Consider the following 22,643-nt stretch of genomic DNA (forward strand, 5'->3'; position numbering starts at 1 on the left):
AGGGGGAGGTGGGGACCCCCCGAAGGAGCCCCCGAGGCGTCAGAGCGAGCTGATGCCTGCAGCGATGATCGAGGCGACCGAGGCCAACCACGAGACGACCGCGAAGAACGTGGCGACACGGAAGGTGCGGACAGACTGGATGACCCCGGCAGCGCCCATCATGTTGACCACATAGGCAACCGAGAGGGCGATGAGGCCGGCGATGACACCGAAGGCCGAGCCGTTAGCCGCCGACAGGGTAATGGCCACGACGACGACGACGATGCCGACGAGCAGGGTGAAGAACTGGTCGATGGTGCGGCCCGACATCAGAGCCAGCCCAGGATTGCGCCGAGGAAGCCCACCGGGATGCCGATGATGCGGATGATGCCGCTCGTCGTCAGGGGAGCGTCGGACGAGAACAGGTGGATCACGTCGATCAGGTTGACGACCCAGCCATAGATGAAGGCGACGATGAGAGCGATCTGGAAGAGTGCTGCGGCCTTCATGATCATGCCACCAGCTTGGTGAAGCGCTTGGCGATCTTGGCGGCTTCGTCACGGGCCACGTAGGCTTCGCCCTGGAGCTGTTCCAGAACTTCGATGCGGGCTTCGATCAGAAGGGCCTTGCGGTCCTCGTAGGCGACCACGGCGTTGAGCTGATCGATGGCCTTGGTGACTCCGGCAATGGCCTTGGCGGTCGAGGGACGCACTGCGCCCATGATGAGGTTCAGAAGGTTCTTCATTTGGTGGCTTTCGCTTTCTTTGGAGTGGCCGTTTTGAGGATGGTTGAATTGGCTTCCGAGCGCCCAGGAGTCGGGGCTTCGTCGATCCAGCATTGGGGGATGGACTTGTCGGCGTATTGGAAGCCGTGGGTGTCGCACCACATGGCGTAGGTGGTGGACGACTGCTTGGAGATGCGGGTGGCAGATCGGGAGAACACGAGCCGGATGTCGAGGCCGGGGTGCTGCTTCTTAATGTGCAGATGCTTCTGCCGGTCGGCCGTAACGAACTGGCCTTTGGTCTCTACGATGATGCCGTTGTCGAGGAGGAAGTCGGGGGTGTATTTCGCCTCCCGAGCGGGCACCTCATAGGTGATCTTGTGGGCCTCGTAGGTGTAGGTGATGCCGAGGGAGTTGAGGTCCCCCGACACCTTGTCTTCGAGCCCAGATCGGAAACCCTTGGCGATGGCGGCTTGCCGCACCGAGGGCTTCCAGCGTGGGTTGGCCAAGGCTTAGAAGTCGCTTTCGCCGGCCGACGAACCACCGGTCTCGGTGCCGCCGTCGCTGTCGTCCGAGGTGTCTTCGTTCTCGCTCTCGTCGTACTCGAAGCCGCCTTCTTCCTCGCCGAAGCCGTGGGAAGCGCCGGAGCGGGAGCCGTTGGAGACGAGGTCGATGAGCTGGACGCCTTCAAGCATCAGCTTCAGGCCACCGGCTGCAGTGCCAGGGATGAAGTAGCCGTCGCCGACTGCGAACGAAATCTTGCCTTCGGTGCCACCCCAGATGTTCGGGAACTTGAAGACCGGGTTGCCGGCCTTGTCCTTCACCTGATGGCCATTCTGCATGACCTTGGTGCCTTTGATCTTCTGGCCCTTAGCGTCATAGAGATCGGGGCGCGACGACCAGAGCTTGCCAGCGCGCGGGCCATTCTTGACTTCGCCCGAGGCCTTCTTGGCCATCTTGAAGGCGACGTTGCCGGTGTCTTCCTCGGTTTCCTTGTCGAAGACCGTCTCGAACAGAGCGTTCATTGCAGGGCCGGTGACGCCCTTCTTCTTGAACTTCTCGCGGGTGCCCTTGTCCAGCTCGGCGAATGCCTTCTCGGCGTTGCGTGTGGCAGCCTCGAACAGCTCGTTGAGCGACGGCTTGCCGCCGAACTTGGTGTCACAGAACGTCTCGGCGTCAGCCAGGGACATCATGACCTTGGTCGAGTATTCGCCATCCGGCTTCGGGAACTTCTCGTTGCCGTAGTCCGGTTCGCTGAGCTTCGGGTAGACGAAGACGACGCGAGGGGTGGTGAACTTCTGGTATTCAGTACGTGCTTCTTTTGCCATGTGCGGAGGAGGTCCTTTATGGGAGGTAATTAGACGAGATGACGGCGTTCAAGGGACGAGACGTCGAACCCTTGATTGGTGAGCTTGGCCCAGAGATCGACTGGGATGGGGTAGCCGCGCCTCCAAGTGAGGATGGCGGCGTGGAGGGCTGGTGTCGGGCGGATCATGCCTCGGCCTTCAGGACCAGATCGAAGGACTTCTCGAAGGAGGAGGTGATCTTGGTGACCTGGGCGTCGATCCCGAGGGTGCCCTTCACGTAGTCGGTGAGGAGCTTGAGGATCGCTTCCGGGGCGACCTTGACCGACTTGATGGGAGCCTGCTTGTTGACCTTCTTGGTTGGTGCGATGTCGTCCATGATGATGAAGTCAGCTCGCCGGCCAGTGATGGGGTAGAAGGGGCCAGAATGGCGGGCCTCGAACGCTGCCTTCTTGGCGCGGTCGAACGCTGCCTGATCCCGCAGATACTGCTTGGGGACGACGACGAAGTTGTCAGCATTGAGGGAGCAGCGATGGGTGCCAATCTTGATGTTGTAGGCGTAGGTCCCAGAGTTGAAGCCGGTGATCTCGCCGACCATGCCTGGCTTGATCCACCAGTGGGTCGGAACATCGGTGACCATGATGCTGTCACCGACCTGGGGAGCGGCTGGTGCTTGCCTGACCAGCGTGAAGTATTGAACGAGGCTGGAGGCTTGGCCTTTGTCGAAACCCTCGACCTCGATCATGTCCCTGACCTGTCGGACAACGGTCCATTCAGAGCCAACGAGCATCTTCTGGCCAGCAGCGTAGTCGTGGTTGGGGTAGGTGATGCGGCGAACGACGTCACCCTTGTTGAACTTCTTCATGCGATTTCTCCCTTGAGGTATGCGGTGATGCCGCGGAACTCGGCTCGCTTGCCGTCGTCGCCGTTGATGAGGTTCTTGGTCGCAGCGAAGGCTTCCTGAGCAGGAATGCCGAGATGTGCTGCCAGTTCGAGGAAGACCGCCGCCGCGCCCATGATCTGGATTTCGGGGCGGAAGTCCTGCAGTCGGTCGAGGACGGTGAGGGAGGCCATTGCCACTTCGCGTGGGCCAGCCATGTTGAGAACGTCGCGGTTAAGCCGGGGCATGTGGGCCTCCTGTCATGGCTCGGGTGATGAGGATCAGGACGATGGCGAGCAGCACTGCTGAGGTGATGCTCATGCGCGGCGCTCGCGGTGGATGGCCTTGCGCTGTTCCTTCTTGCCGAAGTAGCCGTCAGCCTTGAGGCTTTCGATCAGGGTTCGGCGAACCTCGTAGCGCTCCGTCTTCGAAGCTGCTGCAAGATCGATGGTCACAGAGCCGACGCTTATGTCGTGGCCGGCTGCGCCCATCCTTAGGGTTATATTCCTGCTCATAATGTTCCTTTCGGTTTCGTAGGGCCACTGTTCACCCTAACCTCCGGTTTGTCAGTCGCTCCGTTTGCGGAGACGATTAGGCGAAGAAGAAGTCGCTATTCATGATCTGCCAGAGGTTTAGGTCTCCTGTTTGTGGAAGTTCGGGAAGCTCGTCGATTAGTGACGGGCCGAGGTTCTCGACCAGCTCATCACGGAAGTGGGTGAGGGGACTGGTCTCATACATGCGGACGAAGACCTCGCGGAGCTTCGTCGCCAGTTTGGTTGTGTTGCAGGCGTGGGTGCCGTAGCTGTCGTGGATCATGGCGAAGGACTTGATGCCATCGCCGGCCAGTGCATCGACCGTGAGGATCATGGCCGAGGCGTCTAGGCTGTGGACGAAGTTGGGGCTGATCGAGGTGGCCTGCTTCGCTCGGTTGATGTCGTCCGTCTCCTCGTGATTGAGGAGCTGGAGTATCGAGCCGCTGATCTTCGTCTTGATCAGGCGGTGACGGGTGTCCATGTAGCTCTGGTAGCCGACGAAGCCTGATGGTGTCGTCCAGTGGACCGGGAGGTTCTTCTTGGCGATTATCCTCGCGACCTGTTGAAGCCACGCCATGGCCTCTTTGGCCGCGATGACAACGTCACCGATGCTGGACCAGATGATGCTGGACAAGAACCCAATGGCCCGAGGAAGGTCGTCCCCCAGGTTGTGTTCCTGGCCGGCATCGATCCTCTTCTTGATCTCCAGCTCGACGTACTTGACGCACGACCTAGGGGTTCCACCGTAGGGCAGAACCATGACCGGCCGCTTGGTGGTGCTTCTGTCGATCCCGAAGTGAAGCCACTCGTGAGCCCAACGTCGGCGCTCAGCCTCGGTCGGTCCACGCTTCTTCTTGTCGTCTGGGTCAGGTGTCTCCTCAATCGGAAGATCTCCGATTGCGGAGGCAATACGGCGCAGTGAGGCTGTCGCTTCCTGGGCGACAACAGCATAGATGTCCTGCGGCTCGTCGGATGGGATCAGGTTGACGGCTGCGCCACCAACACTGTCGAGTAGCATGGCCGAGAAGTGCTGGAGCCCGTTGCAGGACCCGTCGAGAGCGATGGGCAGGCGGTTCCGGTAGGTCGACTGGTTGGTGAGCATCTCCCGATACTCGAAGCAGAACGCGAGGAAGCACCACGGCTTGTCGGCCTCGGTCCACCACAGGTTCGCGAATGGGTCTTTGGCACAGTCACAGATCGCCCTGCCATTGTCGTTGACCCACTTGACGCGGTCGTCGAACTTGACCTTGTCGATGCCGAAGACGTTGGCACCGTGGATCATGAGCCAGCGCGGCCCATCTTCCTCGCCAAGCGGGAGACCCTCGTCGAACATGATGAGACCTTTGACGTTATCAGGTCCCTGTGGGTTGAGCCCGAGCGGGACCGGATAGGCGCGGCCACGGAAGTCGAGGTTGTGCGGGAAGAACAGCGGATCACCCTTGAACTTCTCGGCCAGTTCGATGAGCTGTTCTTGGGCGAGCCGATCCTGGGCGCGCTGGAGGTTGGCCTTGTAGACGTCCCGAGCCTTCCACTTCCATTCGCGGAGGATGGTGTGGTCGGTGTCAATGCCTTCTGGACGCTCAGGCATGTCGATGTCGCGCCTGGGGATGAGCCCTGCCACGTCTGAGCCGGCCGCGATGAACTGCTTCATCACGTCGAGAACCCTGTCGTTGATCGCCCAGCCCGTCTTCTGGATGGCGTTCAGGCCACCATATACGGCCCCCAGGTGTGCTTCCTTGAGCAAGGCAATCTGCCCAGGTCTAGCCCGACGAACGAGCTGGAGTGGGCGCACTGCCTCGGTATGGTAGCCGCCACCTGATAGGCTGTCCCAATCCTTCGGCGGGATCACGGTAGGCATGTAGTAGGGCTGCAGCAGCTCACCCTTCATGATGGACTTGCTGATCCAATCGGTGACCTTGGGCGTCATCGAGACCAGGTACTGCTCGCGGTAGGGTCCGCTGAAGGTGGCTTGTGTTAGCTCGATGGAGGCGAGGCCGGTCTGCTCACAGAAGACCTCGACCAGCTTGGAGCCGAGGAGGATCATTTCCTGCTTCGACCAGCGGTCCCAAGGGATGTCGTACTTGCCCATGGAATAGTTTAGGACCACCCGCTTGTGCTGCTCGGTAGCTCCGTCGTCGGACAGTCCCTTGGTGATCTTGGCGAACAGCTTTGGGTTCTGCTTGGCGAACTCCTCGAACCGGGCCTCGCCCTCGACCGCGATGGCCACGAGCCGAGCGACCCCGATCAGAGTGGCCGAGCTGCGGTGCATGAGGCGGCTGAGGATTGCCCGGGCTGCGAGGTAGGCGACGACCTGGGGGTCCATGTGGCGTATCAGCCTAGCGGCCACCGCCTTGGGGCCAGGACGGCCGGCGTAGACGTCATCCACGAAGGTGCGGATAGCGGTCGACATAGGGCCGACGACCTGCTGCATGAGGTGGGTGCCGGTCTTGATCTCGGAGCCACGCTCAGCCTCCACTTCCTTCTTAACGTAGGAGTGGTAGCGCGCTGTGCCGAGGCCGGTCATTTCGATCTCCAGCTCGGCTTGGCGGATCGACGGGTTCATTGAGACGTGCGCGTTCAATAGCTTCTCCTAATATGGCTGCGGCCAACGTTCGGGCAGCCCGCTCGGCGGCGGGTGCATCCATCATGAGTTGGTAGAGGATCAGCTTGACGTCCCTGTAGGACAGGCCGCTGATCTGGGCGAGGACGTGGACGCCTTTCCGGTTCTCGGCCATCAGGCAGCCACCGCAGGGAACACTACGCCGCGCAGGACGCGGGAGACGTGAGCTTGATCGATCCTGAAGATGGCGCTCATGTCGCGCTGGCGGGCCTCAGGGTTGTCCTGCTTGTAGGACCTAATCATCGTGGCCAGCTCCTGCGTTAGCTTCACGTTGTTGGTCTCGCTGCGTGGTGCCCGAGGCAGCATTGGGTTCGGTGTCAGGAAGTCAGCCAGGATGCCACGCAGGCGCTGAGACCATGCTGGGTGAAGGCCATACTCCCTCATGTCACGGGCCAGGACGTCGATGGCCTCACGGGCGTGTTTGATTTTGCTCACGGTTTGTTCTCCTGTCAGGTCACCATGCCACAACTTCCGTGCCACAAGAGCGCTGGGTCACCAAATCTACTCCGCAAACGGAGACGACCGGCTCAGGGCTCTAAAGCAAGGCTGAACGGCATGAATTACAAGGGTTTTGGGGGGTAGCTCCGGTAGCGGATTTGCTTAGGGGTGGAACCTAAATCCAGGGCGTCTACCAATTCCGCCACATCCGCATTGCCCGGCCAATCCCATGTAGCCATCATTCTGTCAATGTCAGAGCCCACATCGGCATCATTGGCCGGAATGCAAAGATGGTTGAAAATCGGCCGCGCCTGTGACAAAAGGCGTGTCGAATGTGACGGGACGCGACGATCCGCTTCTGCAGAATGTGATAAGAAGTAGGAAAAACAAAGACTTATTCACATTTTGGAGCGTATTTCTGGAGGATTTGTGCCGCGTTGAGCGGACAGATCGCCAAGTCCCGCACCAAAAGCCATTCCCGGCAAGATCATACCGGCAGGCTGTAAACGGCAGGGGCCGTTTGACGGCCTCATTGGTGGAAACAAAGGTTTTATGATGCAGGTCACCGAAACGCTCAACTCCGGTCTCAAGCGCGAGATCAAGATCACCGTCCCGGCCGGTGACATGGAAGCCAAGCTGATGGCGCGGCTCTCCGATGCCAGGAACAAGGTCCGCATCAATGGCTTCCGCCCCGGCAAGGTGCCGGTGCAGCATCTGCGCAAGGTCTACGGCAAATCATTCATGGCCGAAGTGGTCAACGAGATTCTCAATGATTCGACCCGTTCGATCATCACCGGGCGCGGCGAAAAGGCTGCCATGCAGCCTGAAGTGATCATGACCGAGGACGAGAAGGAAGCCGAGAAGATCCTGGCAGGCGGTGCCGATTTCGAGTTCCGCCTGAACTATGAGGTCATTCCGCCGATCGAGATCAAGGATTTCTCCGACATCAAGGTGACGCGCCACGTGTTCGACGTGCCGGATGAAGAGATCGACGAGCAGGTCAAGCGTGTCGCTGAATCCGCCCGCACTTACGAGCCGAAGACCGGCAAGGCCGCCGAGGGCGACCGTGTGACCATCGATTATGTCGGCAAGATCGACGGCGAAGCCTTCGGCGGCGGCGCCGGCACCGATCAGCCGCTGGTGCTCGGCTCGAAGGAATTCATCCCCGGCTTCGAGGACCAGCTGGTCGGCAGCAAGGCCGGCGACGAGAAGCAGGTCACGGTTACCTTCCCGGAAAACTACCAGGCGGCGCATCTGGCCGGCAAGGAAGCCACTTTTGACGTGACGATCAAGGAAGTGTCGAAGCCCGGCGCGCTTGAGATCAACGACGAGATGGCCAAAAATCTCGGCCTTGAATCGCTGGAGCGCCTGCGCGAGGTGGTGCGCGGTCAGATCGAGAACCAGTTCGGCTCGATAACGCGCCAGAAAGTCAAGCGGCAGTTGCTCGACCAGCTCGACGCTGCTTACTCGTTCGAGGCGCCGTCCAAGCTCGTCGAGGCCGAGTTCAACAACATCTGGAACCAGGTCAACCGCGACCTCGAAGCTGCCGGGCGCACCTTTGCCGACGAAGAGACGACTGAAGAAGAAGCGCGTGCAGAATACATGCGGCTTGCCGAGCGCCGCGTGCGTCTCGGCCTGGTTCTCGCCGAAATCGGCGAGAAGGCCGGCGTCACGGTGACGGACGAGGAATTGCAGCGCGGCCTGTTCGAGCAGGTGCGTCGCTATCCGGCCAACCAGCAGCAGGAAGCCTTCGAATTCTATCGCAACAATCCCGAAGCGCTGAACACGTTGCGCGCGCCGATGTTCGAAGAGAAGGTGGTCGACCATCTGCTCGGCCAGATTTCGGTCACCGATGTCAAGGTCAGCAAGGAAGAGCTGCTGGCCGACGACGAGGATACGGAGACAACCAAGGCCAAGCCGGCGAAGAAGGCGGCTGCGAAAAAAGCGGACACCAAGAAGGCCGACGACGACGCTGAAGAGCCGAAGAAAAAGGCCGCGCCGAAGAAGAAGGCCGCCAAGGACGCTGAATAACGTCCCTGCTGAATTCCGAAAGGCCGCCTTCTCGAGGCGGCCTTTTTCGTTGTGGCGCAGACGCAACGGTTTTCACGCATCTGGCGGTCGAGGTAGCGATATGAAGCTTTGATGATTATCTGCGCTGGGTTGCTGACCGCAGCGGTTGTTGGAGGCATCGTTGAGACAGTTCTTCGGTATCGGAAGCGTGGCGGCGGCGTTCCTGCTTGCGTCGGTCTGCGGCATTGCCCAGGCTGATACGGTTCTCGACAACTGGCGGTTCGACAAGAGCAGCGATGGCCTTGTCACCGCCTCGCTTTACGCGACCAACAAGCTCATCACCGGCGGCGGCGCATTGAGCTACAGCCCGGTTTTGACGATCGCGTGCCGGACCGCCGGCGAACCGCGTTGGAGCGAATGGCTGCAGCTGAGCGACACCGTTTCCGCCAGCCGAACCATCGCCATGTCGGTGACTGTCGGCCAATCCGGCAAGTTCAACGAAAGCTGGTCGGTCGGCCCGCGCAGCAGAATGCTGGTCCGCGACGGTGCCGACGGCATCAGGCGACTGATTTCCGCGGACCGGCTGCTGCTTTCCTGGCGGTTCGGGCTGCTGTCGGGGCGCGGCAAAGCCGAGTTTGACCTCACCGGAGTTGAAGAGGCGATCGGCCGGATCGCCGCCAGCTGCAACACCAAATTGCCTTGAGCAGATTGTCCGCAGTAAACCTTTGCATGGCCGAACTCTACCTGCCGGCCGGGTTCTGTGGTATGTAGGTGCCGCAACCCCAGGCAGTGGATATCCGTTCTGCCATTCAAGAGCGCATGCCAGCGGACTAAATGTCGGCCTGTGCAGGTCAGCCAGGGCAAATTGGCGATCAGGGAGGAAATGCCATGCGTGCCATTGTGTTTTTTATCATCATGTCCGTCGCCACCGTCATTGCCGGCCCCTCGCGGGCACAGGATGCCGCGGCGGGTGAGAAGGTCTTCGCCAAATGCAAGGTCTGCCACGTCGCAGACAAGGACCAGAACAAGGTGGGTCCGTCCTTGAACGGCGTTATCGGCCGAACGGCCGGGACGCATCCAGGGTTCAGCTATTCCAAGGCTATGACCGAGGCCGGAAAATCCGGCGTTAAATGGGACGAAGCCACGCTGACGACCTACCTTCACGATCCCAAGGCGATGGTCAAAGGAACGAAGATGGCATTCCCCGGCCTCAAGAAGGACGAGGACGTCGCCAATGTCATTGCTTATCTGAAGCAATTCTCCAAATAGACCGGCTCTTCCGCCGGATCTTGGTATAGCAAGCAGGTCGAGGCATAGCCTCGGCCGCAATCTGCCGGCAGTGTCGGTGGGGAGGGCGGCTCGTTGCAAAAAAGACATTGGCCGGCTAGGCTGCCATTCCCATCGGTGGTCGTCTGAATGTCGACTGAAGAAAGCCGTCTCAAGGATACCGGCATCCGCCTCTCGGAGGCGACGGCGGGTGATTTCTTTGCGCTTTTGAAACCACGCGTCATGGCGCTTGCCGTGTTTACTGCCTTCGTCGGCCTGATGATGGCGCCCGGCGTGATGAATCCAGTTATTGCCGTAATTGCCATCGGCGCAATCGCGGTTGGAGCGGGAGCCGCCGGCGCGCTCAATATGTGGTACGACGCAGACATAGACGTCTTGATGTCTCGCACGTCCAAGCGACCAATTCCGTCCGGTCGCGTCACGCCTGGCGAAGCTCTCAGCTTCGGTCTGGTGCTTTCCGCACTGTCGGTCATGACGCTCGGCGTACTGGTGGGGTGGCTCGCCGCATCGTTGTTGGCGTTCACCATCTTTTTCTATGTCGTCATCTACACGATGTGGCTGAAGCGCTCGACGCCACAGAATATCGTCATAGGTGGCGCGGCAGGCGCCCTTCCTCCGGTGATCGGGTGGGCTGCTGCAACCGGCGCAATCGGCATTGAAAGTCTCATCCTGTTTCTGATCATTTTCCTCTGGACGCCGCCTCATTTCTGGGCGCTGGCCCTTTTCAAGGTCGGTGACTATGCCGCGGCGGGGGTCCCGATGATGCCGAATGTGGCCGGCCAGCACTCGACCAGAAAACAAATCTTCGCCTATTCGCTGCTCTTGGCGCCAATCGGCGTGCTCCCTTGGGGCTTCGGCTTCGCGAGCGGATACTACGGCACTGCTTCAGCCGCGTTGGGTGCAGGTTTCATTTGGCAGGCCTGGAAGGTTCTCGTCGCCGACAAGGAGATGAAGCCGGCAAAGGCGCTGTTTGCGTATTCGATTGTCTATCTTTTCGCAATATTTGCGGCGTTGCTTGCCGACACCATTGTAATGCGAGTGATCGCTTCAGCCGACTATTGACCCCGGCTCAAAACATCACGTTGGCAGAGCACAAAATCCCAGCAACAGCAGAATAACGACGCCAAGGCCGAGTATGAGAACTGTCCTTCCGTCCATGACCTTCACCTTCGACTAGAAGAGCATATCGAAGAACGGCGTCCGTAGCTAGTCAGGCTACCCGGGACCTCCTGCTCCCGGGCCTTCCTACAAAGCGCGACAAGTCCCCCGCATGAGAGTATATTGATCATGGTGCAGGTCGCGGTTTGCGTGGGCCAATCATGCAGAACGGCAGCACCGTAAAACGCGACCTTACCGGACCTGGTCTGGAGGAATGGTCATGGCAAGCTTTCACGTGATAGCAGGCGCCAGCGAGACGCTGGAACACACCAGAATTCGAAAAATCGGTGTCTCCGATCTTTTTGATGCGCTCAGGCGTGGCGTCGATGATTTCATGGTCAAACCGTCGCACATCGTTTTTCTCTGCCTGATCTATCCGATTGCGGGAGTCGTGCTTGCTGTCTGGACATCAGGTAACAACACGCTGCCATTGCTGTTTCCGCTTGTATCCGGCTTTGCACTGATTGGTCCGTTCGCGGCGATCGGCCTCTATGAGATCAGCCGGCGACGGGAAGCCGGGCTCGACGCCTCGTGGAGGCACGCCTTTGAGGTCAGGAGTTCTCCGGCACTGCCGGCTATTGCAGCGGTCGGCGTCATGCTGCTTGCGATCTTTATCGCCTGGCTTTTGACGGCCCAGATATTCTACCAGACCCTGTTCGGCCCGGCGCCGCCGCAATCGCTGTCCAGCTTCATCAGTGAAATATTCGCCACGGGACGCGGCTGGACGCTCATCATCCTGGGTCACGCCATCGGCTTCGTGTTCGCCGCGGTTGTGTTGTGCACCACTGTCGTCGCATTCCCGTTGTTGCTCGACCGCGATGTCGGCGCCTACGAAGCCATCCACACCTCGGTGCGCGTTGTCCTGGCCAACCCGATCGTGATGGCCGTGTGGGGCCTTATCGTCGCCGTCGCCCTGATCGTCGGCTCGCTGCCAGTGTTCGCCGGGTTGGCAGTCGTGCTGCCGATCCTTGGTCATGCGACCTGGCATGTCTATCGGAAAGTTGTGGAATCAACGCCGGCCACCAGACCGTGAGCTGAAAAAACCTGCCCTGCGCGCACCGGTGAAAGTGCCGGTGCGGGCAGGGTGGGGCAGAGCTTTCAATAGGCCGGGTGGCTGAAACGGGCCTGGCGCGCGTCCTTTGTCAGGTCGCGGAAATCCTTGCCGCTCACATGCACCAGCGTCCTATGGTCACCGCCCTCGAAATAGACTTCGGGAGCGTCGCCGAGGCTTTCATCGAGGACCACTGGCACATCATAGGCAGCGCCGATCGGCGGCACAGCGCCGACATCGCAATCGCCGAACAACGAGACCACCTCGTCTTCGGAGGCAAGTCCAAGAGGCTTGTCCATGACATCCTGCAATGTCGCGAGTTCTATCCTGTGCGTGCTTGGAACCACGGCGAGCGCGTAGCCACGGTCGTGGTGAACGACCACCGATTTGGCCATTATGCTGCCAGGCACATGTGCCGCAATGGCAGATTGTCTGCTTGTCGCCGTGCGGTGATGCTCGACGGTGTCGTAGGAAATTCCTTTCCTATCGATGAAGTCCTTCAGTCTGTTTGCGATGGTCATCTTGGGCGCCCCTTGCTGGTGTTCGCGACGCATGTGGAAACGCCGGCATCGCCTGTCGTTTCCGATACCAACAGAAATGGACCAGCCGTGGATTGTTTCAAGGCGAAGGCTCCAGGACCGGACGGCCTGGATCCGGATTGCATGTCAGGGCCCGGCCCCGAAAAACGCCATTCGGGTGAGAAGCGTGTAGTCCGCTTCGAAGACCATCATCGTCACGAACACCAGCACCAGCACCGGCGGCAGGATAATTGCATATGCCAGCGCCAGCCGTTCCCAGGCCATGTGCATGAAGATGGCGACGATCAGCCCTGCCTTGAGGATCATGAAGATCAGGATCAGCGACCATCTGAGATAGCCGTGGAGACCGAAATAGTCGACCAGATAGGAGCAGGTGCTGAGGATGAACAACCACGCCCAGACCACCAGATAGAGCTTGATCGGGTGCTCTTGATGAACCTCCGCCGGGGTAAACCCGGTCGTCGTCGCATCATGGGTATGGGCGCTGTCCAGCGCATGCTGTCCCAGGCCGTTTGCGGTTGCTTCAGCCATGTCCTGCCTCTCACCAAAGATAGAAAAATGCGAAAATGAACACCCAGACCAGGTCGACGAAATGCCAGTAAAGCCCCATGATTTCGACGTCCTCGTAGCGGCCCCTCCGGCTGGTGAAGAAGCCGGGCCGTCCGACGTCGTAGTCTCCGCGCCAGACCTTTCGCGCCACGATGATCAGGAAGATCACCCCGATCGTCACGTGCGTGCCGTGGAAGCCGGTAATCATGAAAAAGGATGCGCCGAACTGGGCAGCGCCCCAGGGATTGCCCCAAGGCCGCACGCCCTCGGTGATCAGCTTGGTCCATTCGAAGGCCTGCATGCCGACGAATGTCGCGCCGAGTGCTGCGGTCAAGAGCATCAGCACTGCCGTCTTGCGGCGGTCGCGGCGGTAGCCGAAATTGACCGCCATGGCCATCGTTCCGCTGCTCGAGATCAGCACGAAGGTCATGATGGCGATAAGGATCAGTGGAATGTCGGAGCCGCCGATGCGCAGGGCGAAGACCTCGCTCGGATTGGGCCACGGCACGCGTGTTGAGATACGCGCGGTCATGTAGGAGAGCAGGAAGCAGCCGAAGATGAACGTGTCGCTGAGCAGGAAGATCCACATCATGGCCTTGCCCCAGGACACGTTTTTGAACGCCCGCTGATCCGAGGACCAGTCGGCGGCGATGCCTTGCCAGCCTGCGGGCCGCGGCTCTGTTCGGCCGATGTGGGCCAGTGTCGTCTCTGCCATCCGCCCGTTCCTCCTAGGTCAGCAACCCTCGGCAAATGTCGATTAAAGTCGAAGCCCAGCCGGCCAGAAGCGCAAAGATGGCGAGCCAGACGAAAAACAGGAAATGCCAGTACATGGCGCACAGCTCGACACTGAGGCGAAGCCGCTGCGGCTGCGCTCCGTTCCAGGCGCCGACGCTCGTTCTGCCCAGCCCGACCAGTCCTCCCAGTATATGCAGGCCATGCATTCCCGTTAGCAGGTAGAAGAAGCTGTTGGCCGGATTGGATGCCAGAAAATAGCCGTCCGCACTCAGTTCCCGCCATGCCACAAGCTGTCCAATCAGGAAGACGAGCGCCGTGAGTCCAGCGGTGGCGAGGCCAAGCCTGACCATGTCCACTTGACCCTTGCGCGCCGCGAACGAAGCGCACTGTATCGCAATGCTGCTCAAGACCAGTACGCCGGTGTTAAGCCAGAGCAGGGGCGGGATGGGCAGCGGCCGCCAATCCGACAGCGCCATGCGCATGAAGTAAGCACTGGTGAACAGCGCGAACAGGCAGCCGACGACGGCAAGGAAGACGCCGAGACCGATCTTTGCGGTCGGCAGCGCCGATCGGTCCAGAGCGACAAAATCCCCGATCATACCTTGCTCGAGCCACGGTTTCGTCATTAGCCGCTGATGGGAAAGCCACCACCCGGCAATACCGGCGATCACGAGCAGGAAGACCAGGATTACGCTCATGCCGGCTCCCTGGAGGGCGCGAAGGAGCCCGGAACGTTTTGCGGTATGAAGTCCTCCTTGGCTCCCGGTACGCTGTAGTCATAGGCCCAGCGATAGACGATCGGCAGATCCTTGCCGAAATTGCCGTGGGCGGGCGGTGTTTCGGGCGTCTGCCACTCGAGCGTCGTTGCCCGCCACGGATTGCCGCCAGCCTCACGGCCATGGCGGATGCTCCAGATGAGATTGAACAGAAACACAATCTGAGCAAAACCGACTATAAAAGCCATGATGCTGATAAACGAGTTCAGGTGGTGAGCCGATTCCGTCATGATCGTCATGTCGGTCAATTCGTTGTACCGCCGCGGCACGCCCATCAAGCCGAGATAGTGCATGGGAAAGAAGATCAGATAGGCGCCGAGGAAGGTGACCCAGAAATGGAACCGGCCCAGTGTCTCGTTCAGCATCCGGCCGGTGACCTTCGGATACCAGTGATAGATCGCGCCGAAGATTACGATGATCGGGGCAACCCCCATGACCATGTGGAAATGGGCGACGACGAACATCGTGTCCGACAGCGGAACGTCGACGACGACATTGCCGAGGAACAAGCCGGTCAACCCGCCATTGACGAAGGTGACGATGAAGGCCAGGGCAAAAAGCATCGGAATCGTGAGGTGGATGTCGCCGCGCCACAGCGTCAGCACCCAATTGTAGACCTTGATGGCTGTTGGGACGGCGATGATCAATGTCGTTGTGGCGAAGAAAAAGCCGAAATAGGGATGCATGCCACTGACATACATGTGGTGCGCCCAGACCACGAAGCTCAGCGCGCCGATGCCGACGATGGCCCAGACCATCATGCGGTAGCCGAAGATGTTCTTGCGCGCATGGGTGCTGATCAGGTCGGATACGATGCCGAAGGCCGGAAGCGCCACGATGTAGACCTCCGGATGGCCGAAGAACCAGAACAGATGCTGGAACAGGATCGGGCTGCCGCCGCCGTGCTGCAACTGTTCGCCCATCTCGACGATCGCCGGCATGAAGAAGCTGGTGCCGAGCGCCCGGTCGAGCAGCATCATCACGCAGGCGACGAACAGCGCCGGGAAGGCGAGCAGCGCCATGATGGTGGCGGTGAAAATACCCCAGACAGTAAGCGGAAGGCGCATCAGCGTCATGCCGCGCGTGCGCCCCTGCAGCACCGTCACGACATAGTTCAAGCCGCCCATGGTAAAGCCGACGATGAATAGGATCAGCGAGACAAGCATCAGGATGATGCCCCAGTCCTGGCCGCCTGGCGTACCGGTCATGATCGCCTGCGGCGGATAGAGCGTCCAGCCGGCACCCGTCGGTCCGCCGGGCGCAAAGAAGCTCGACACCAGGACCAGCACGGCAAGCAGATAGATCCAGTAGCTCAGCATGTTGACATAGGGAAAGACCATGTCGCGAGCACCAACCATCAACGGGATCAGATAGTTGCCGAAGCCGCCCAGGAAGAGTGCCGTGAGCAGGTAGATCACCATGATCATGCCGTGCATGGTGATGAACTGGTAGTAGGCTTCCGGGGTGATGAAGTCGAATGTGCCGGGGAAGCCGAGTTGCAGCCGCATCAGCCAGGATAGCACCAGCGCGACCATGCCGATCGCTGTCGCCGTCGCCGAATACTGGATGGCGATGACCTTGGCGTCCTGCGAGAAAACGTATTTCGTCCACCAGCTGTGCGGATGGTAGAGTTCCATTTCCGCGACTTCGGCCGGCGGTACCGCATCTGCAGGTGTGATATCGACCATAGGAACACCTCCGTGCCCTTTTCGGCCAGCCCGACAGTTCGGGCTTGCCACACTAATTTCAATCCCGACGGCGCGCCGTCGTTCCGGTTTCCTACTCTGCCGAGCCCATCTGCTGGGGGGCGGACAGCTGCGCAAAAGTCTGCTGCTGGCCAAGCCACGCCAGATAGTCTTCCTGAGTATCGACCATGACCACGCCATGCATCATCGGATGTCCCTGGCCGCAGAGTTCGGCACACAGGACCTGGAAGGTTCCGGTCTTGGTCGGAGTGAACCAGAAATAGGTGACCGAGCCCGGGATCATGTCCATCTTGGCGCGGAATTCCGGCACGTAGAAATCGTGCAGCACATCGATCGAGCGGAGCAGCATCTTGACCGGTTTGCCTACCGGGAGGTGCAGGTCGGCCGCTTCCACTACGACATCGTCCTGGCCGTTGGCATCGGTGGCGATGACGCCGAGTGGATTTTCAGCGTTGACGTCGCGAGTGTCGGATGTGCCGAGCTTGCCGTCCTTGCCGGGGAGGCGGAAACTCCATTGCCACTGCTGGCCGACGACTTCGACCTCGGTTGCGTCACTTGGAACGTTAACGAACCGGCTCCAGACGAACAGGCCTGGAACGAGCAAAGCGGTGACGCCAACCGCGGTGACGACCGTCAGCCAGGATTCGAGCCGCCTGTTCTCAGGTTCATATGCCGCCTGATTGCCTTCCCGATGACGGAAGCGGAAGACGCAATAGGCCATGAAAAGAACCACGGCGGCGAAGACGACACCGGTGATCCAGAAAGTTATGATGATGGTGTTGTCGATATAGTCCCAGTTCGAGGCAATCGGCGTCCACCACCATGGGCTCAGGAAGTGGAACAACACCGAGCCCACGACTATCAGAACGAGTACAAGCGCAACGGCCATGTCCCGGTTCCTCCCGGTATTCCAAGCGGCGCAAGCCGTCCCCGGGAAATACCAAGTGCATCATAACTTGATTTGCGATGAAAATTCTAGAGCCGGCTGTGGGAAGGGCAAAAATACCATTTCGGCGCTGGCGGTCCTTCGGTTCGGCGATGATCAGCGGCAGCGCGTGGCAAACATCGTCAGCGTCGAGTAACCGGCAAGGGCGGGCACGCCGAATGTGCCCGGCAGAGTCACCGGAACGGCGATCGTCGGGGATCGTCGCGCGCAGGTTCTGCAGGAACAGCAGCATGACGAAGAACGTCAGCACGATTGCTTCGAGCAGTGTCCGTTCACCTGCTCGACGCTCGACGAAGAGAGTGGAGCCACTTTATTGGCCGGCAGATGTCACCCGCCAAACTGTGTTGCCGACGTCGTCGGCGATGAGCAGGGCCCCGGTTTTATCGACAGCCAGGCCGACAGGCCGGCCGCGCGCCTTGTTGTCCTTGTCCAGGAAGTCAGTCACCATCGGTAGCGACGCCGCTCGGACGGCCGCCGCTGAATGGTACGAACACTACCTTGTAACCATTAAAACGCGTGCGGTTCCAGCTGCCATGCTCGCCAACGAAGGCGCCGCCGCGATATGCCTCGGGAAGGCTGGTTGCCGTATAGAAGGCCAGTCCCAGAGGGGCGACGTGGGAACTCAGTGCATAATCCGGAACGATCGCTTTTGCGACCAGGTCCGGACGTTGGGGCATGACGCGGGGATCGAGATGCTGGCCGTAATAGCTGTATGGCCATCCGTAGAAGCCGCCATCCTTTACCGAGGTCAGATAATCCGGCACGAGATTGGGGCCGAGCTCGTCGCGCTCATTGATCACTGCCCAGAGCGCCCCGGTCTGCGGCTCCCAGCTCAGGCCGTTTGGATTGCGCAAACCGCTGGCGAAAATGCGCGACCGGCCGGTGGCCCTGTCTACCTGCCAGATGGCGGCGCAGTTCTTCTCCGCCTCGATGCCGTTTTCGGCGACGTTGCTGTTCGAGCCGATGCCGACATAGAGCAGCGAGCCGTCGGGGCTTGCCACCAGGCTCTTCGTCCAATGGTGGTCGATCGGGCCGCCGGGCAGGGCGGTTAGCGGCGTCCCGGGCGCGGTGATCTTTGTGTCACCGGTGTTGTAGGGATAGCGGACGATGGATTCGGTATTGGCGACGTAGAGATCGCTTCCCACCAGCGCCACGCCAAAGGGGGAGCTCAGGTGGTCGAGGAATACGCTGGTCAGCTCCGGCTTGCCATCGCCATCGGTGTCGCGCAGCAGCGTAATGCGGTTGCTTGGGCCGCTGTCGCCGCCCGAGGTAACCCAGGATTCGATCCAGCCCATCACCAAATCCTTGGGCCGTTTGATCGGTTCGCCACCCGGCGCCTTGGACTCGACCACCAGGACGTCGCCATTGGGCAGCACGTAAAGCGACCGCGGATGCTGCAAGCCGTGGGCATAAGCCTGGATCTGCAGCCCCTGCGCGACGGTCGGCTTTTCGTCGTTCTTCCATCCGACCACGGAAGCGAGGTGCATGGGCGGGAAGAAATATTGGATCGGCTCCGGCAGGTTTGGATTCGGCCCTATCTGACTGCTGGGATCCGGGTCGTTGCCGCTGCACGCTGCAAGAGTGATCGCCGCAGTGCAAACGAGGACGGACACCGCGATGCGCCTGGTCTGACCGATGGAGCTTGCTATGCGCATCAATCCGCCACTCCGACGTGATGCCGGTACACCATGGACCAGCCCAGCCAACCAGTGAAGATGAGGATGAGCACGACAACCGCCGAGAGGATCAAGCCGGTAGGAACGATGGAGGTCCATGCATCGCGGGAGTGCACGAGCATGTTGATGATGGATAACGCCAGCGCCAGAAGATTGCCGAGCACGTGCGGCCAGGCGGGGGGCTGTGCCCTTATCAGCGGATTGGCCAGGAAATCGATCAGCCCCGCGATCGCTGCTAGGCAGCCCATGATCACGCCGACGGTAACCAGCCAAGCGGAGAAGTCAGCCCACATCATCTCCGCTGTTCGCCAATAGGCTAGATCCGTCAGCAGGGTGCCGGCGAAGCAGGCGATCGGAAATGGCACGAGCATCGGATGAATAGGATGTCCCGCAATCCTGGCCGTCGAACGCGGATTGTGACCGACCATAATGCGCCATCCTTCCTATTCTCGTCCAAACAAACGCCGCCTGCCCGGCCTCCGGCGGCTGTTGCCGAGAGACCGGCAGACGACCGATAGATCCGTCAGGCCCAAAAAAGGGCGCTGGCTGGCTGCGCCTGTTAGGCGGCGGACTGGGTCGGCGGGTTCTGATACATCATCCAGAGCTCGATCGCCGCCAGCACGGCGACCAGAATGCCGATCACGACATGCACGGTCATCGCCGTGGTCGCCTGGAATCCAAGCACCCAGGGCGATGCGAGAACCCACAGTCCGACGACCAGGTTCACCCACTCTTCCCACACGGCAAATGCTGCGAGGGCGGCAACCGAAAGCACGACAATCAAGATTCCGCTGCCGAGGGCGTTCTGCGTCTGCGGGCCTGCCGCAAAGGTGAAGATCCAGGGGGAGAAGAACAGAATTGCCCCAAGGATCAGGTTGGCTACGTCACAGAGCCTGGCGTTTGTCCACTGGTTCATGGCATCCTCCATAGGGAGCGTTTATGGCTCCCGAGTTCGGCAAGGTGGTGCCTGAGTTCGGCGAGATGCGCCCGAAGCCGCTCACTCCGTGTCACGGTAGTGCCCTGCCCGGCTGGAATTCCGCATCTGGCGGTACTCCAGCCAAATCCGGCTATCTAACTGAATTCCGGGCTTTATGTTCCATTCGGCACCGGCACGCCTGGATCACTTGGTGGTGATCGAGCGATCCAAAGCTGCCTGTCAGGGGGCGGCGGGGCGGCGGCGCGTAGCTCATTCTGTCTTTTTATCGAGCCGGTGAAACATTTCTCATGGATCGCAGTTCTTGGATGCAGAGGAGTTGAATAAGGGCAACCTGATTGCACGGGAGGAGCACGGACGGCACAACTATAAATATGCTCTGCATAGAATACTTCGCAACTGGAAGCTCTCGCTTGTCTTGGTTGCCGCCGAAGCTTGTTTGAAAGACGGCGGTCGCCGCCGAAAAGATTTCTAAATGAAAATAGCCCAGATCGCACCGCTAACCGAATCCGTGCCGCCCCGAACCTACGGTGGAACGGAGCGAATTGTTTCGTATCTGACCGAAGAACTTGTCCGACAGGGCCACGAGGTGACGCTGTTCGCCAGCGCCGATTCTCGTACCTCAGCCGAGCTGGTGCGGTGTTGCGACGTCGCGCTGCGCCTGAACCCCAGGGTCCAGGACGGTGGTCCGCACCATGTTATGATGCTTGAACGGGTGCGCCGGCGAGCCGATGAATTCGACGTTTTACATTTCCACGTCGATGTCCTGCACTTCCCCATAATTCGGGATTTTGCCAGACGAACGGTTACCACGCTTCACGGCAGGCTCGACCTGCCCGATCTGGCGCAGCTTTATGCGATGTTCGACGACGTTCCCCTGGTCTCGATCTCCTTCGACCAGCGCCGGCCCATGCCGCCCGTCAATTGGGTTGGAACCGTGCATCACGGCCTGCCCCGCGATCTTCTGCCATTCCACCCGAACACCTCTGGCTATCTTGCGTTTCTCGGTCGCATCTCGCCGGAAAAGGGGCCGGAAGCGGCCATAGAAATAGCAGCGCGGGCCGGGTTTCCCCTGAAGATCGCCGCCAAGATCGACAAGGTGGACCAGTCGTTCTGGAAGGAAAGGGTCGAGCCGCAAGTGCTGCGGCATTCGAACGTGGAGTTCATTGGCGAGATCGATGAGCGGCAAAAGGCGGATTTTCTGGGCAATGCGATAGCGCTTTTGTTTCCGATCGACTGGCCGGAACCCTTCGGGCTCGTAACGATCGAAGCAATGGCCTGCGGTACGCCGGTGGTTGCGTTCCGGCGTGGCGCCGTCCCGGAGATCATCGATGACGGTGTGTCCGGATGGATCGTGGATACGGTGGAGGAAGCCGTGGGCGCGCTCCGGCGCATAGACAGCCTCGATCGCGCACGAGTGCGGCAGACGTTCGAGAAGCGGTTCACGGTCGAGCGCATGTGCAGCGATTATGTGGCACTCTACCGAGCACTCACGAGCGGCACGGCAGACGCAGTTGCCCCCACAAACGAGCTCTCCAGAAATATCGCGATGGTGACTGTGCCGGGCTGAGGAACCGACTAATCCACATACAGACCACGACGGCGGAGTCCGGGAGCGCCTGCGGGGTCTTGTCGCCGGGCGCGGCGATCGCGCCAGAAGCCTTTGATCAGCAGCAAGCCTTCCCGGGGCTGATGCTTTCGCGAGCGGCGGCGCACTGCCGCCCGGTCCGGATTGACGCGCGCTACTTTCGCTGCAAAGGTGCTTTAACGACTTGTTTACCATGCGTCAGTCAGGGGTGGGGGGAATTTGGAACGCTTTCTGGGCGCGAACCGCCTTAATTGGGATGATCGGGCCGAACTGCACTCGACCGACACAACGGGCAGCTACCACATCGAGAATGTGCTGGCCGGCGGATCCAATCTCTATGAGCTGGAAACACGCGAGCTCGGCGATATCGCCGGCAAGGATATCGTCCACCTGCAGTGTCACATCGGTCTTGACACGATCAGCCTGAAGAATCTCGGCGCAGGCAGCGTGACCGGGCTCGACTTTTCTCCGACGGCGATCGTGGCGGCGCGGGATTTTGCTGCGAAGGCAGGCACCGACGTGCGCTTCGTGGAAGCGCCACTGTTCGAGGCGGTGGAAGCGCTCGGCCGGACCTTTGACATCGCTTACGTTACTTGGGGCTCGGTAAACTGGCTGGACGACGTGTTCCGTTGGGCGCGGGTGGTTGCCGATCTTCTGCGACCCGGCGGCCGCCTCTACATGGCCGAGGGCCATCCATTGATGTTTCAGTGCGATCGAAAGGCCGCGGCCCTGGAATTGAAGCACGACTGGCGAACGCCGATAGCTCGGCCGCTCGCCTGGAACGAGGAACTGACCTACACCGGCGATGATCGCATCTTGAAGCATCCTCGCTATTATGAATGGATCCACCCGATCAGTGACGTGGTGAATGCGCTGATTTCAGCTGGTCTGACGCTCGATTTTCTCAATGAGCATGATACGGTTTCGTGGCAGCACTTTTCATTTGCCGTGCGCGCCGGCAAGGATATGTACGGCCTACCCGAGAACTCTCCCAAGATACCGATGGCCTATTCCATTGGCGCGACGAAGCGCAGCGTCGGCAAGATACCATACCTTGTGTCTCCCAAGGCGATTGAGGGGCACTAGAGCGTCGGACGTTCAGTTTGAATCGCGAGGGATTCCAGTGAAGCGTGGTTCATGATTCACTTCCTGTAGGAGGTGATTTGCCATGCCCAAGCCCTATTCGCTCGATTTGCGTGAACGTGTTGTGCGG

25 protein-coding genes and 2 pseudogenes are annotated in these 22,643 nt (G+C 60.1%); 7 read left to right on the forward strand and 20 right to left on the reverse strand.

Going from position 1 to position 22,643, the window contains the following annotated elements; translation table 11 throughout:
* Positions 1-39: 39 nt before the first annotated feature.
* The 10 genes from NKH16_RS20255 to NKH16_RS20300 all read right to left on the reverse strand — a co-directional run bounded on the left by NKH16_RS20255 (position 40) and on the right by NKH16_RS20300 (position 6,472).
* Positions 40-309, reverse strand: a complete 270-nt coding sequence (locus tag NKH16_RS20255; protein ID WP_352901464.1) for a hypothetical protein — start codon at positions 307-309, stop codon at positions 40-42.
* Entirely contained in the window at positions 309-488 is a 180-nt protein-coding gene (locus NKH16_RS20260) for a hypothetical protein (RefSeq protein WP_352704334.1), read from the reverse strand. The genes NKH16_RS20255 and NKH16_RS20260 overlap by 1 nt, the downstream gene beginning before the upstream one ends.
* 2 nt (positions 489-490) lie before the next feature.
* The gene (locus NKH16_RS20265; RefSeq protein WP_352704332.1) at positions 491-724 is read right to left on the reverse strand and encodes a hypothetical protein; all 234 of its coding nucleotides are present in this window, start codon (positions 722-724) and stop codon (positions 491-493) included.
* Positions 721-1,182: a hypothetical protein gene (locus NKH16_RS20270; RefSeq protein ID WP_352704330.1), complete on the reverse strand. Its 462-nt coding sequence runs from the start codon at positions 1,180-1,182 to the stop codon at positions 721-723. The genes NKH16_RS20265 and NKH16_RS20270 overlap by 4 nt, the downstream gene beginning before the upstream one ends.
* Positions 1,183-1,212: 30 nt before the next feature.
* Positions 1,213-2,028 (reverse strand): hypothetical protein, encoded by an 816-nt coding sequence (locus NKH16_RS20275; protein WP_352901468.1) that lies wholly within the window; start codon positions 2,026-2,028, stop codon positions 1,213-1,215.
* Positions 2,029-2,191: 163 nt separating this feature from the next.
* On the reverse strand, positions 2,192-2,869 hold the full coding sequence (locus NKH16_RS20280; RefSeq protein WP_352901471.1) for a hypothetical protein: 678 nt from the start codon (positions 2,867-2,869) through the stop codon (positions 2,192-2,194).
* Positions 2,866-3,132: a hypothetical protein gene (locus NKH16_RS20285; RefSeq protein WP_352901474.1), complete on the reverse strand. Its 267-nt coding sequence runs from the start codon at positions 3,130-3,132 to the stop codon at positions 2,866-2,868. The genes NKH16_RS20280 and NKH16_RS20285 overlap by 4 nt, the downstream gene beginning before the upstream one ends.
* Positions 3,133-3,201: 69 nt before the next feature.
* Positions 3,202-3,399, reverse strand: a complete 198-nt coding sequence (locus NKH16_RS20290; protein ID WP_352704322.1) for a hypothetical protein — start codon at positions 3,397-3,399, stop codon at positions 3,202-3,204.
* Positions 3,400-3,475: 76 nt separating this feature from the next.
* On the reverse strand, positions 3,476-5,998 hold the full coding sequence (locus NKH16_RS20295) for a DNA-directed RNA polymerase (protein WP_352901476.1): 2,523 nt from the start codon (positions 5,996-5,998) through the stop codon (positions 3,476-3,478).
* A 153-nt stretch (positions 5,999-6,151) separates the two neighbouring features.
* Positions 6,152-6,472, reverse strand: a complete 321-nt coding sequence (locus NKH16_RS20300) for a hypothetical protein (RefSeq protein WP_352901479.1) — start codon at positions 6,470-6,472, stop codon at positions 6,152-6,154.
* A gap of 558 nt (positions 6,473-7,030) precedes the next feature.
* Here NKH16_RS20300 and tig point away from each other — a divergent pair.
* The 5 genes from tig (at position 7,031) to NKH16_RS20325 (ending at position 11,963) form a co-directional block, all read left to right on the forward strand.
* Positions 7,031-8,506 (forward strand): trigger factor, encoded by a 1,476-nt coding sequence (gene tig / locus NKH16_RS20305; protein ID WP_352746113.1) that lies wholly within the window; start codon positions 7,031-7,033, stop codon positions 8,504-8,506.
* Positions 8,507-8,666: 160 nt separating this feature from the next.
* A complete protein-coding gene (locus NKH16_RS20310) occupies positions 8,667-9,188 on the forward strand; it encodes a hypothetical protein (protein ID WP_352746054.1) in 522 nt (173 codons plus the stop codon).
* Positions 9,189-9,400: 212 nt separating this feature from the next.
* Complete coding sequence (locus NKH16_RS20315; RefSeq protein WP_502894937.1) at positions 9,401-9,754, forward strand: c-type cytochrome; 354 nt, start codon at positions 9,401-9,403, stop codon at positions 9,752-9,754.
* A 147-nt stretch (positions 9,755-9,901) separates the two neighbouring features.
* Positions 9,902-10,834, forward strand: coding sequence for a heme o synthase (locus tag NKH16_RS20320; RefSeq protein WP_352451372.1), 933 nt, complete (start codon positions 9,902-9,904; stop codon positions 10,832-10,834).
* A gap of 316 nt (positions 10,835-11,150) precedes the next feature.
* Entirely contained in the window at positions 11,151-11,963 is an 813-nt protein-coding gene (locus NKH16_RS20325; protein ID WP_352746058.1) for a DUF2189 domain-containing protein, read from the forward strand.
* 65 nt (positions 11,964-12,028) lie between these two features.
* Here NKH16_RS20325 and NKH16_RS20330 read toward each other — a convergent pair whose 3' ends face one another.
* From NKH16_RS20330 to NKH16_RS20375, 10 genes and pseudogenes are all read right to left on the reverse strand, one after another.
* On the reverse strand, positions 12,029-12,502 hold the full coding sequence (locus tag NKH16_RS20330; RefSeq protein ID WP_023678905.1) for an aminoacyl-tRNA deacylase: 474 nt from the start codon (positions 12,500-12,502) through the stop codon (positions 12,029-12,031).
* 144 nt (positions 12,503-12,646) lie between these two features.
* The gene (locus tag NKH16_RS20335) at positions 12,647-13,051 is read right to left on the reverse strand and encodes a cytochrome C oxidase subunit IV family protein (RefSeq protein WP_352451370.1); all 405 of its coding nucleotides are present in this window, start codon (positions 13,049-13,051) and stop codon (positions 12,647-12,649) included.
* Positions 13,052-13,061: 10 nt separating this feature from the next.
* The gene (locus tag NKH16_RS20340) at positions 13,062-13,784 is read right to left on the reverse strand and encodes a heme-copper oxidase subunit III family protein (RefSeq protein WP_352901483.1); all 723 of its coding nucleotides are present in this window, start codon (positions 13,782-13,784) and stop codon (positions 13,062-13,064) included.
* Between the two features lie 13 nt (positions 13,785-13,797).
* Positions 13,798-14,502 carry a cytochrome c oxidase subunit 3 gene (locus tag NKH16_RS20345; protein WP_352746060.1) on the reverse strand — a complete coding sequence of 235 codons (705 nt, stop codon included), beginning with the start codon at positions 14,500-14,502 and terminating at the stop codon, positions 13,798-13,800.
* A complete protein-coding gene (gene ctaD / locus NKH16_RS20350; protein WP_023678901.1) occupies positions 14,499-16,268 on the reverse strand; it encodes a cytochrome c oxidase subunit I in 1,770 nt (589 codons plus the stop codon). Before ctaD ends, NKH16_RS20345 begins: the two co-directional genes overlap by 4 nt.
* Before the next feature lie 91 nt (positions 16,269-16,359).
* The gene (gene coxB, locus NKH16_RS20355) at positions 16,360-17,175 is read right to left on the reverse strand and encodes a cytochrome c oxidase subunit II (RefSeq protein WP_254818347.1); all 816 of its coding nucleotides are present in this window, start codon (positions 17,173-17,175) and stop codon (positions 16,360-16,362) included.
* A 168-nt stretch (positions 17,176-17,343) separates the two neighbouring features.
* Positions 17,344-17,500, reverse strand: a pseudogene (locus NKH16_RS20360) (efflux RND transporter permease subunit); the annotation flags it as partial.
* A gap of 42 nt (positions 17,501-17,542) precedes the next feature.
* Positions 17,543-18,887 (reverse strand): annotated as a pseudogene (locus NKH16_RS20365) (PQQ-dependent sugar dehydrogenase).
* Complete coding sequence (locus tag NKH16_RS20370; protein ID WP_352451367.1) at positions 18,887-19,336, reverse strand: DUF2231 domain-containing protein; 450 nt, start codon at positions 19,334-19,336, stop codon at positions 18,887-18,889. Before NKH16_RS20370 ends, NKH16_RS20365 begins: the two are co-directional and overlap by 1 nt.
* A 131-nt stretch (positions 19,337-19,467) precedes the next feature.
* Entirely contained in the window at positions 19,468-19,824 is a 357-nt protein-coding gene (locus NKH16_RS20375; RefSeq protein WP_352451366.1) for an SPW repeat protein, read from the reverse strand.
* Positions 19,825-20,317: 493 nt separating this feature from the next.
* Between NKH16_RS20375 and NKH16_RS20380 the strand changes: the two genes are divergently transcribed.
* Complete coding sequence (locus NKH16_RS20380; protein ID WP_352746065.1) at positions 20,318-21,412, forward strand: glycosyltransferase family 4 protein; 1,095 nt, start codon at positions 20,318-20,320, stop codon at positions 21,410-21,412.
* 237 nt (positions 21,413-21,649) lie between these two features.
* A complete protein-coding gene (locus tag NKH16_RS20385; protein WP_023678894.1) occupies positions 21,650-22,516 on the forward strand; it encodes a class I SAM-dependent methyltransferase in 867 nt (288 codons plus the stop codon).
* Positions 22,517-22,643 lie beyond the last annotated feature (127 nt).

The organism is Mesorhizobium sp. M1307 (assembly GCF_040318155.1).
GTDB lineage: Bacteria > Pseudomonadota > Alphaproteobacteria > Rhizobiales > Rhizobiaceae > Mesorhizobium.

Excerpts from the sequence above, each read along its gene's own strand:
- NKH16_RS20275 (WP_352901468.1), bottom strand. The coding sequence starts at position 2,028 with ATGGCAAAAGAAGCACGTACTGAATACCAGAAGTTCACCACCCCTCGC.
- NKH16_RS20315 (WP_502894937.1), top strand. The coding sequence starts at position 9,401 with ATGTCCGTCGCCACCGTCATTGCCGGCCCCTCGCGGGCACAGGATGCC.
- NKH16_RS20285 (WP_352901474.1), bottom strand. The coding sequence starts at position 3,132 with ATGCCCCGGCTTAACCGCGACGTTCTCAACATGGCTGGCCCACGCGAA.
- NKH16_RS20260 (WP_352704334.1), bottom strand. The coding sequence starts at position 488 with ATGAAGGCCGCAGCACTCTTCCAGATCGCTCTCATCGTCGCCTTCATC.
- NKH16_RS20345 (WP_352746060.1), bottom strand. The coding sequence starts at position 14,502 with ATGAGCGTAATCCTGGTCTTCCTGCTCGTGATCGCCGGTATTGCCGGG.
- NKH16_RS20325 (WP_352746058.1), top strand. The coding sequence starts at position 11,151 with ATGGCAAGCTTTCACGTGATAGCAGGCGCCAGCGAGACGCTGGAACAC.
- NKH16_RS20335 (WP_352451370.1), bottom strand. The coding sequence starts at position 13,051 with ATGGCTGAAGCAACCGCAAACGGCCTGGGACAGCATGCGCTGGACAGC.
- coxB (WP_254818347.1), bottom strand. The coding sequence starts at position 17,175 with ATGGCCGTTGCGCTTGTACTCGTTCTGATAGTCGTGGGCTCGGTGTTG.
- NKH16_RS20340 (WP_352901483.1), bottom strand. The coding sequence starts at position 13,784 with ATGGCAGAGACGACACTGGCCCACATCGGCCGAACAGAGCCGCGGCCC.
- NKH16_RS20380 (WP_352746065.1), top strand. The coding sequence starts at position 20,318 with ATGAAAATAGCCCAGATCGCACCGCTAACCGAATCCGTGCCGCCCCGA.
- NKH16_RS20265 (WP_352704332.1), bottom strand. The coding sequence starts at position 724 with ATGAAGAACCTTCTGAACCTCATCATGGGCGCAGTGCGTCCCTCGACC.
- ctaD (WP_023678901.1), bottom strand. The coding sequence starts at position 16,268 with ATGGTCGATATCACACCTGCAGATGCGGTACCGCCGGCCGAAGTCGCG.
- NKH16_RS20255 (WP_352901464.1), bottom strand. The coding sequence starts at position 309 with ATGTCGGGCCGCACCATCGACCAGTTCTTCACCCTGCTCGTCGGCATC.
- NKH16_RS20330 (WP_023678905.1), bottom strand. The coding sequence starts at position 12,502 with ATGACCATCGCAAACAGACTGAAGGACTTCATCGATAGGAAAGGAATT.
- NKH16_RS20370 (WP_352451367.1), bottom strand. The coding sequence starts at position 19,336 with ATGGTCGGTCACAATCCGCGTTCGACGGCCAGGATTGCGGGACATCCT.
- NKH16_RS20280 (WP_352901471.1), bottom strand. The coding sequence starts at position 2,869 with ATGAAGAAGTTCAACAAGGGTGACGTCGTTCGCCGCATCACCTACCCC.
- tig (WP_352746113.1), top strand. The coding sequence starts at position 7,031 with ATGCAGGTCACCGAAACGCTCAACTCCGGTCTCAAGCGCGAGATCAAG.
- NKH16_RS20375 (WP_352451366.1), bottom strand. The coding sequence starts at position 19,824 with ATGAACCAGTGGACAAACGCCAGGCTCTGTGACGTAGCCAACCTGATC.
- NKH16_RS20320 (WP_352451372.1), top strand. The coding sequence starts at position 9,902 with ATGTCGACTGAAGAAAGCCGTCTCAAGGATACCGGCATCCGCCTCTCG.
- NKH16_RS20290 (WP_352704322.1), bottom strand. The coding sequence starts at position 3,399 with ATGAGCAGGAATATAACCCTAAGGATGGGCGCAGCCGGCCACGACATA.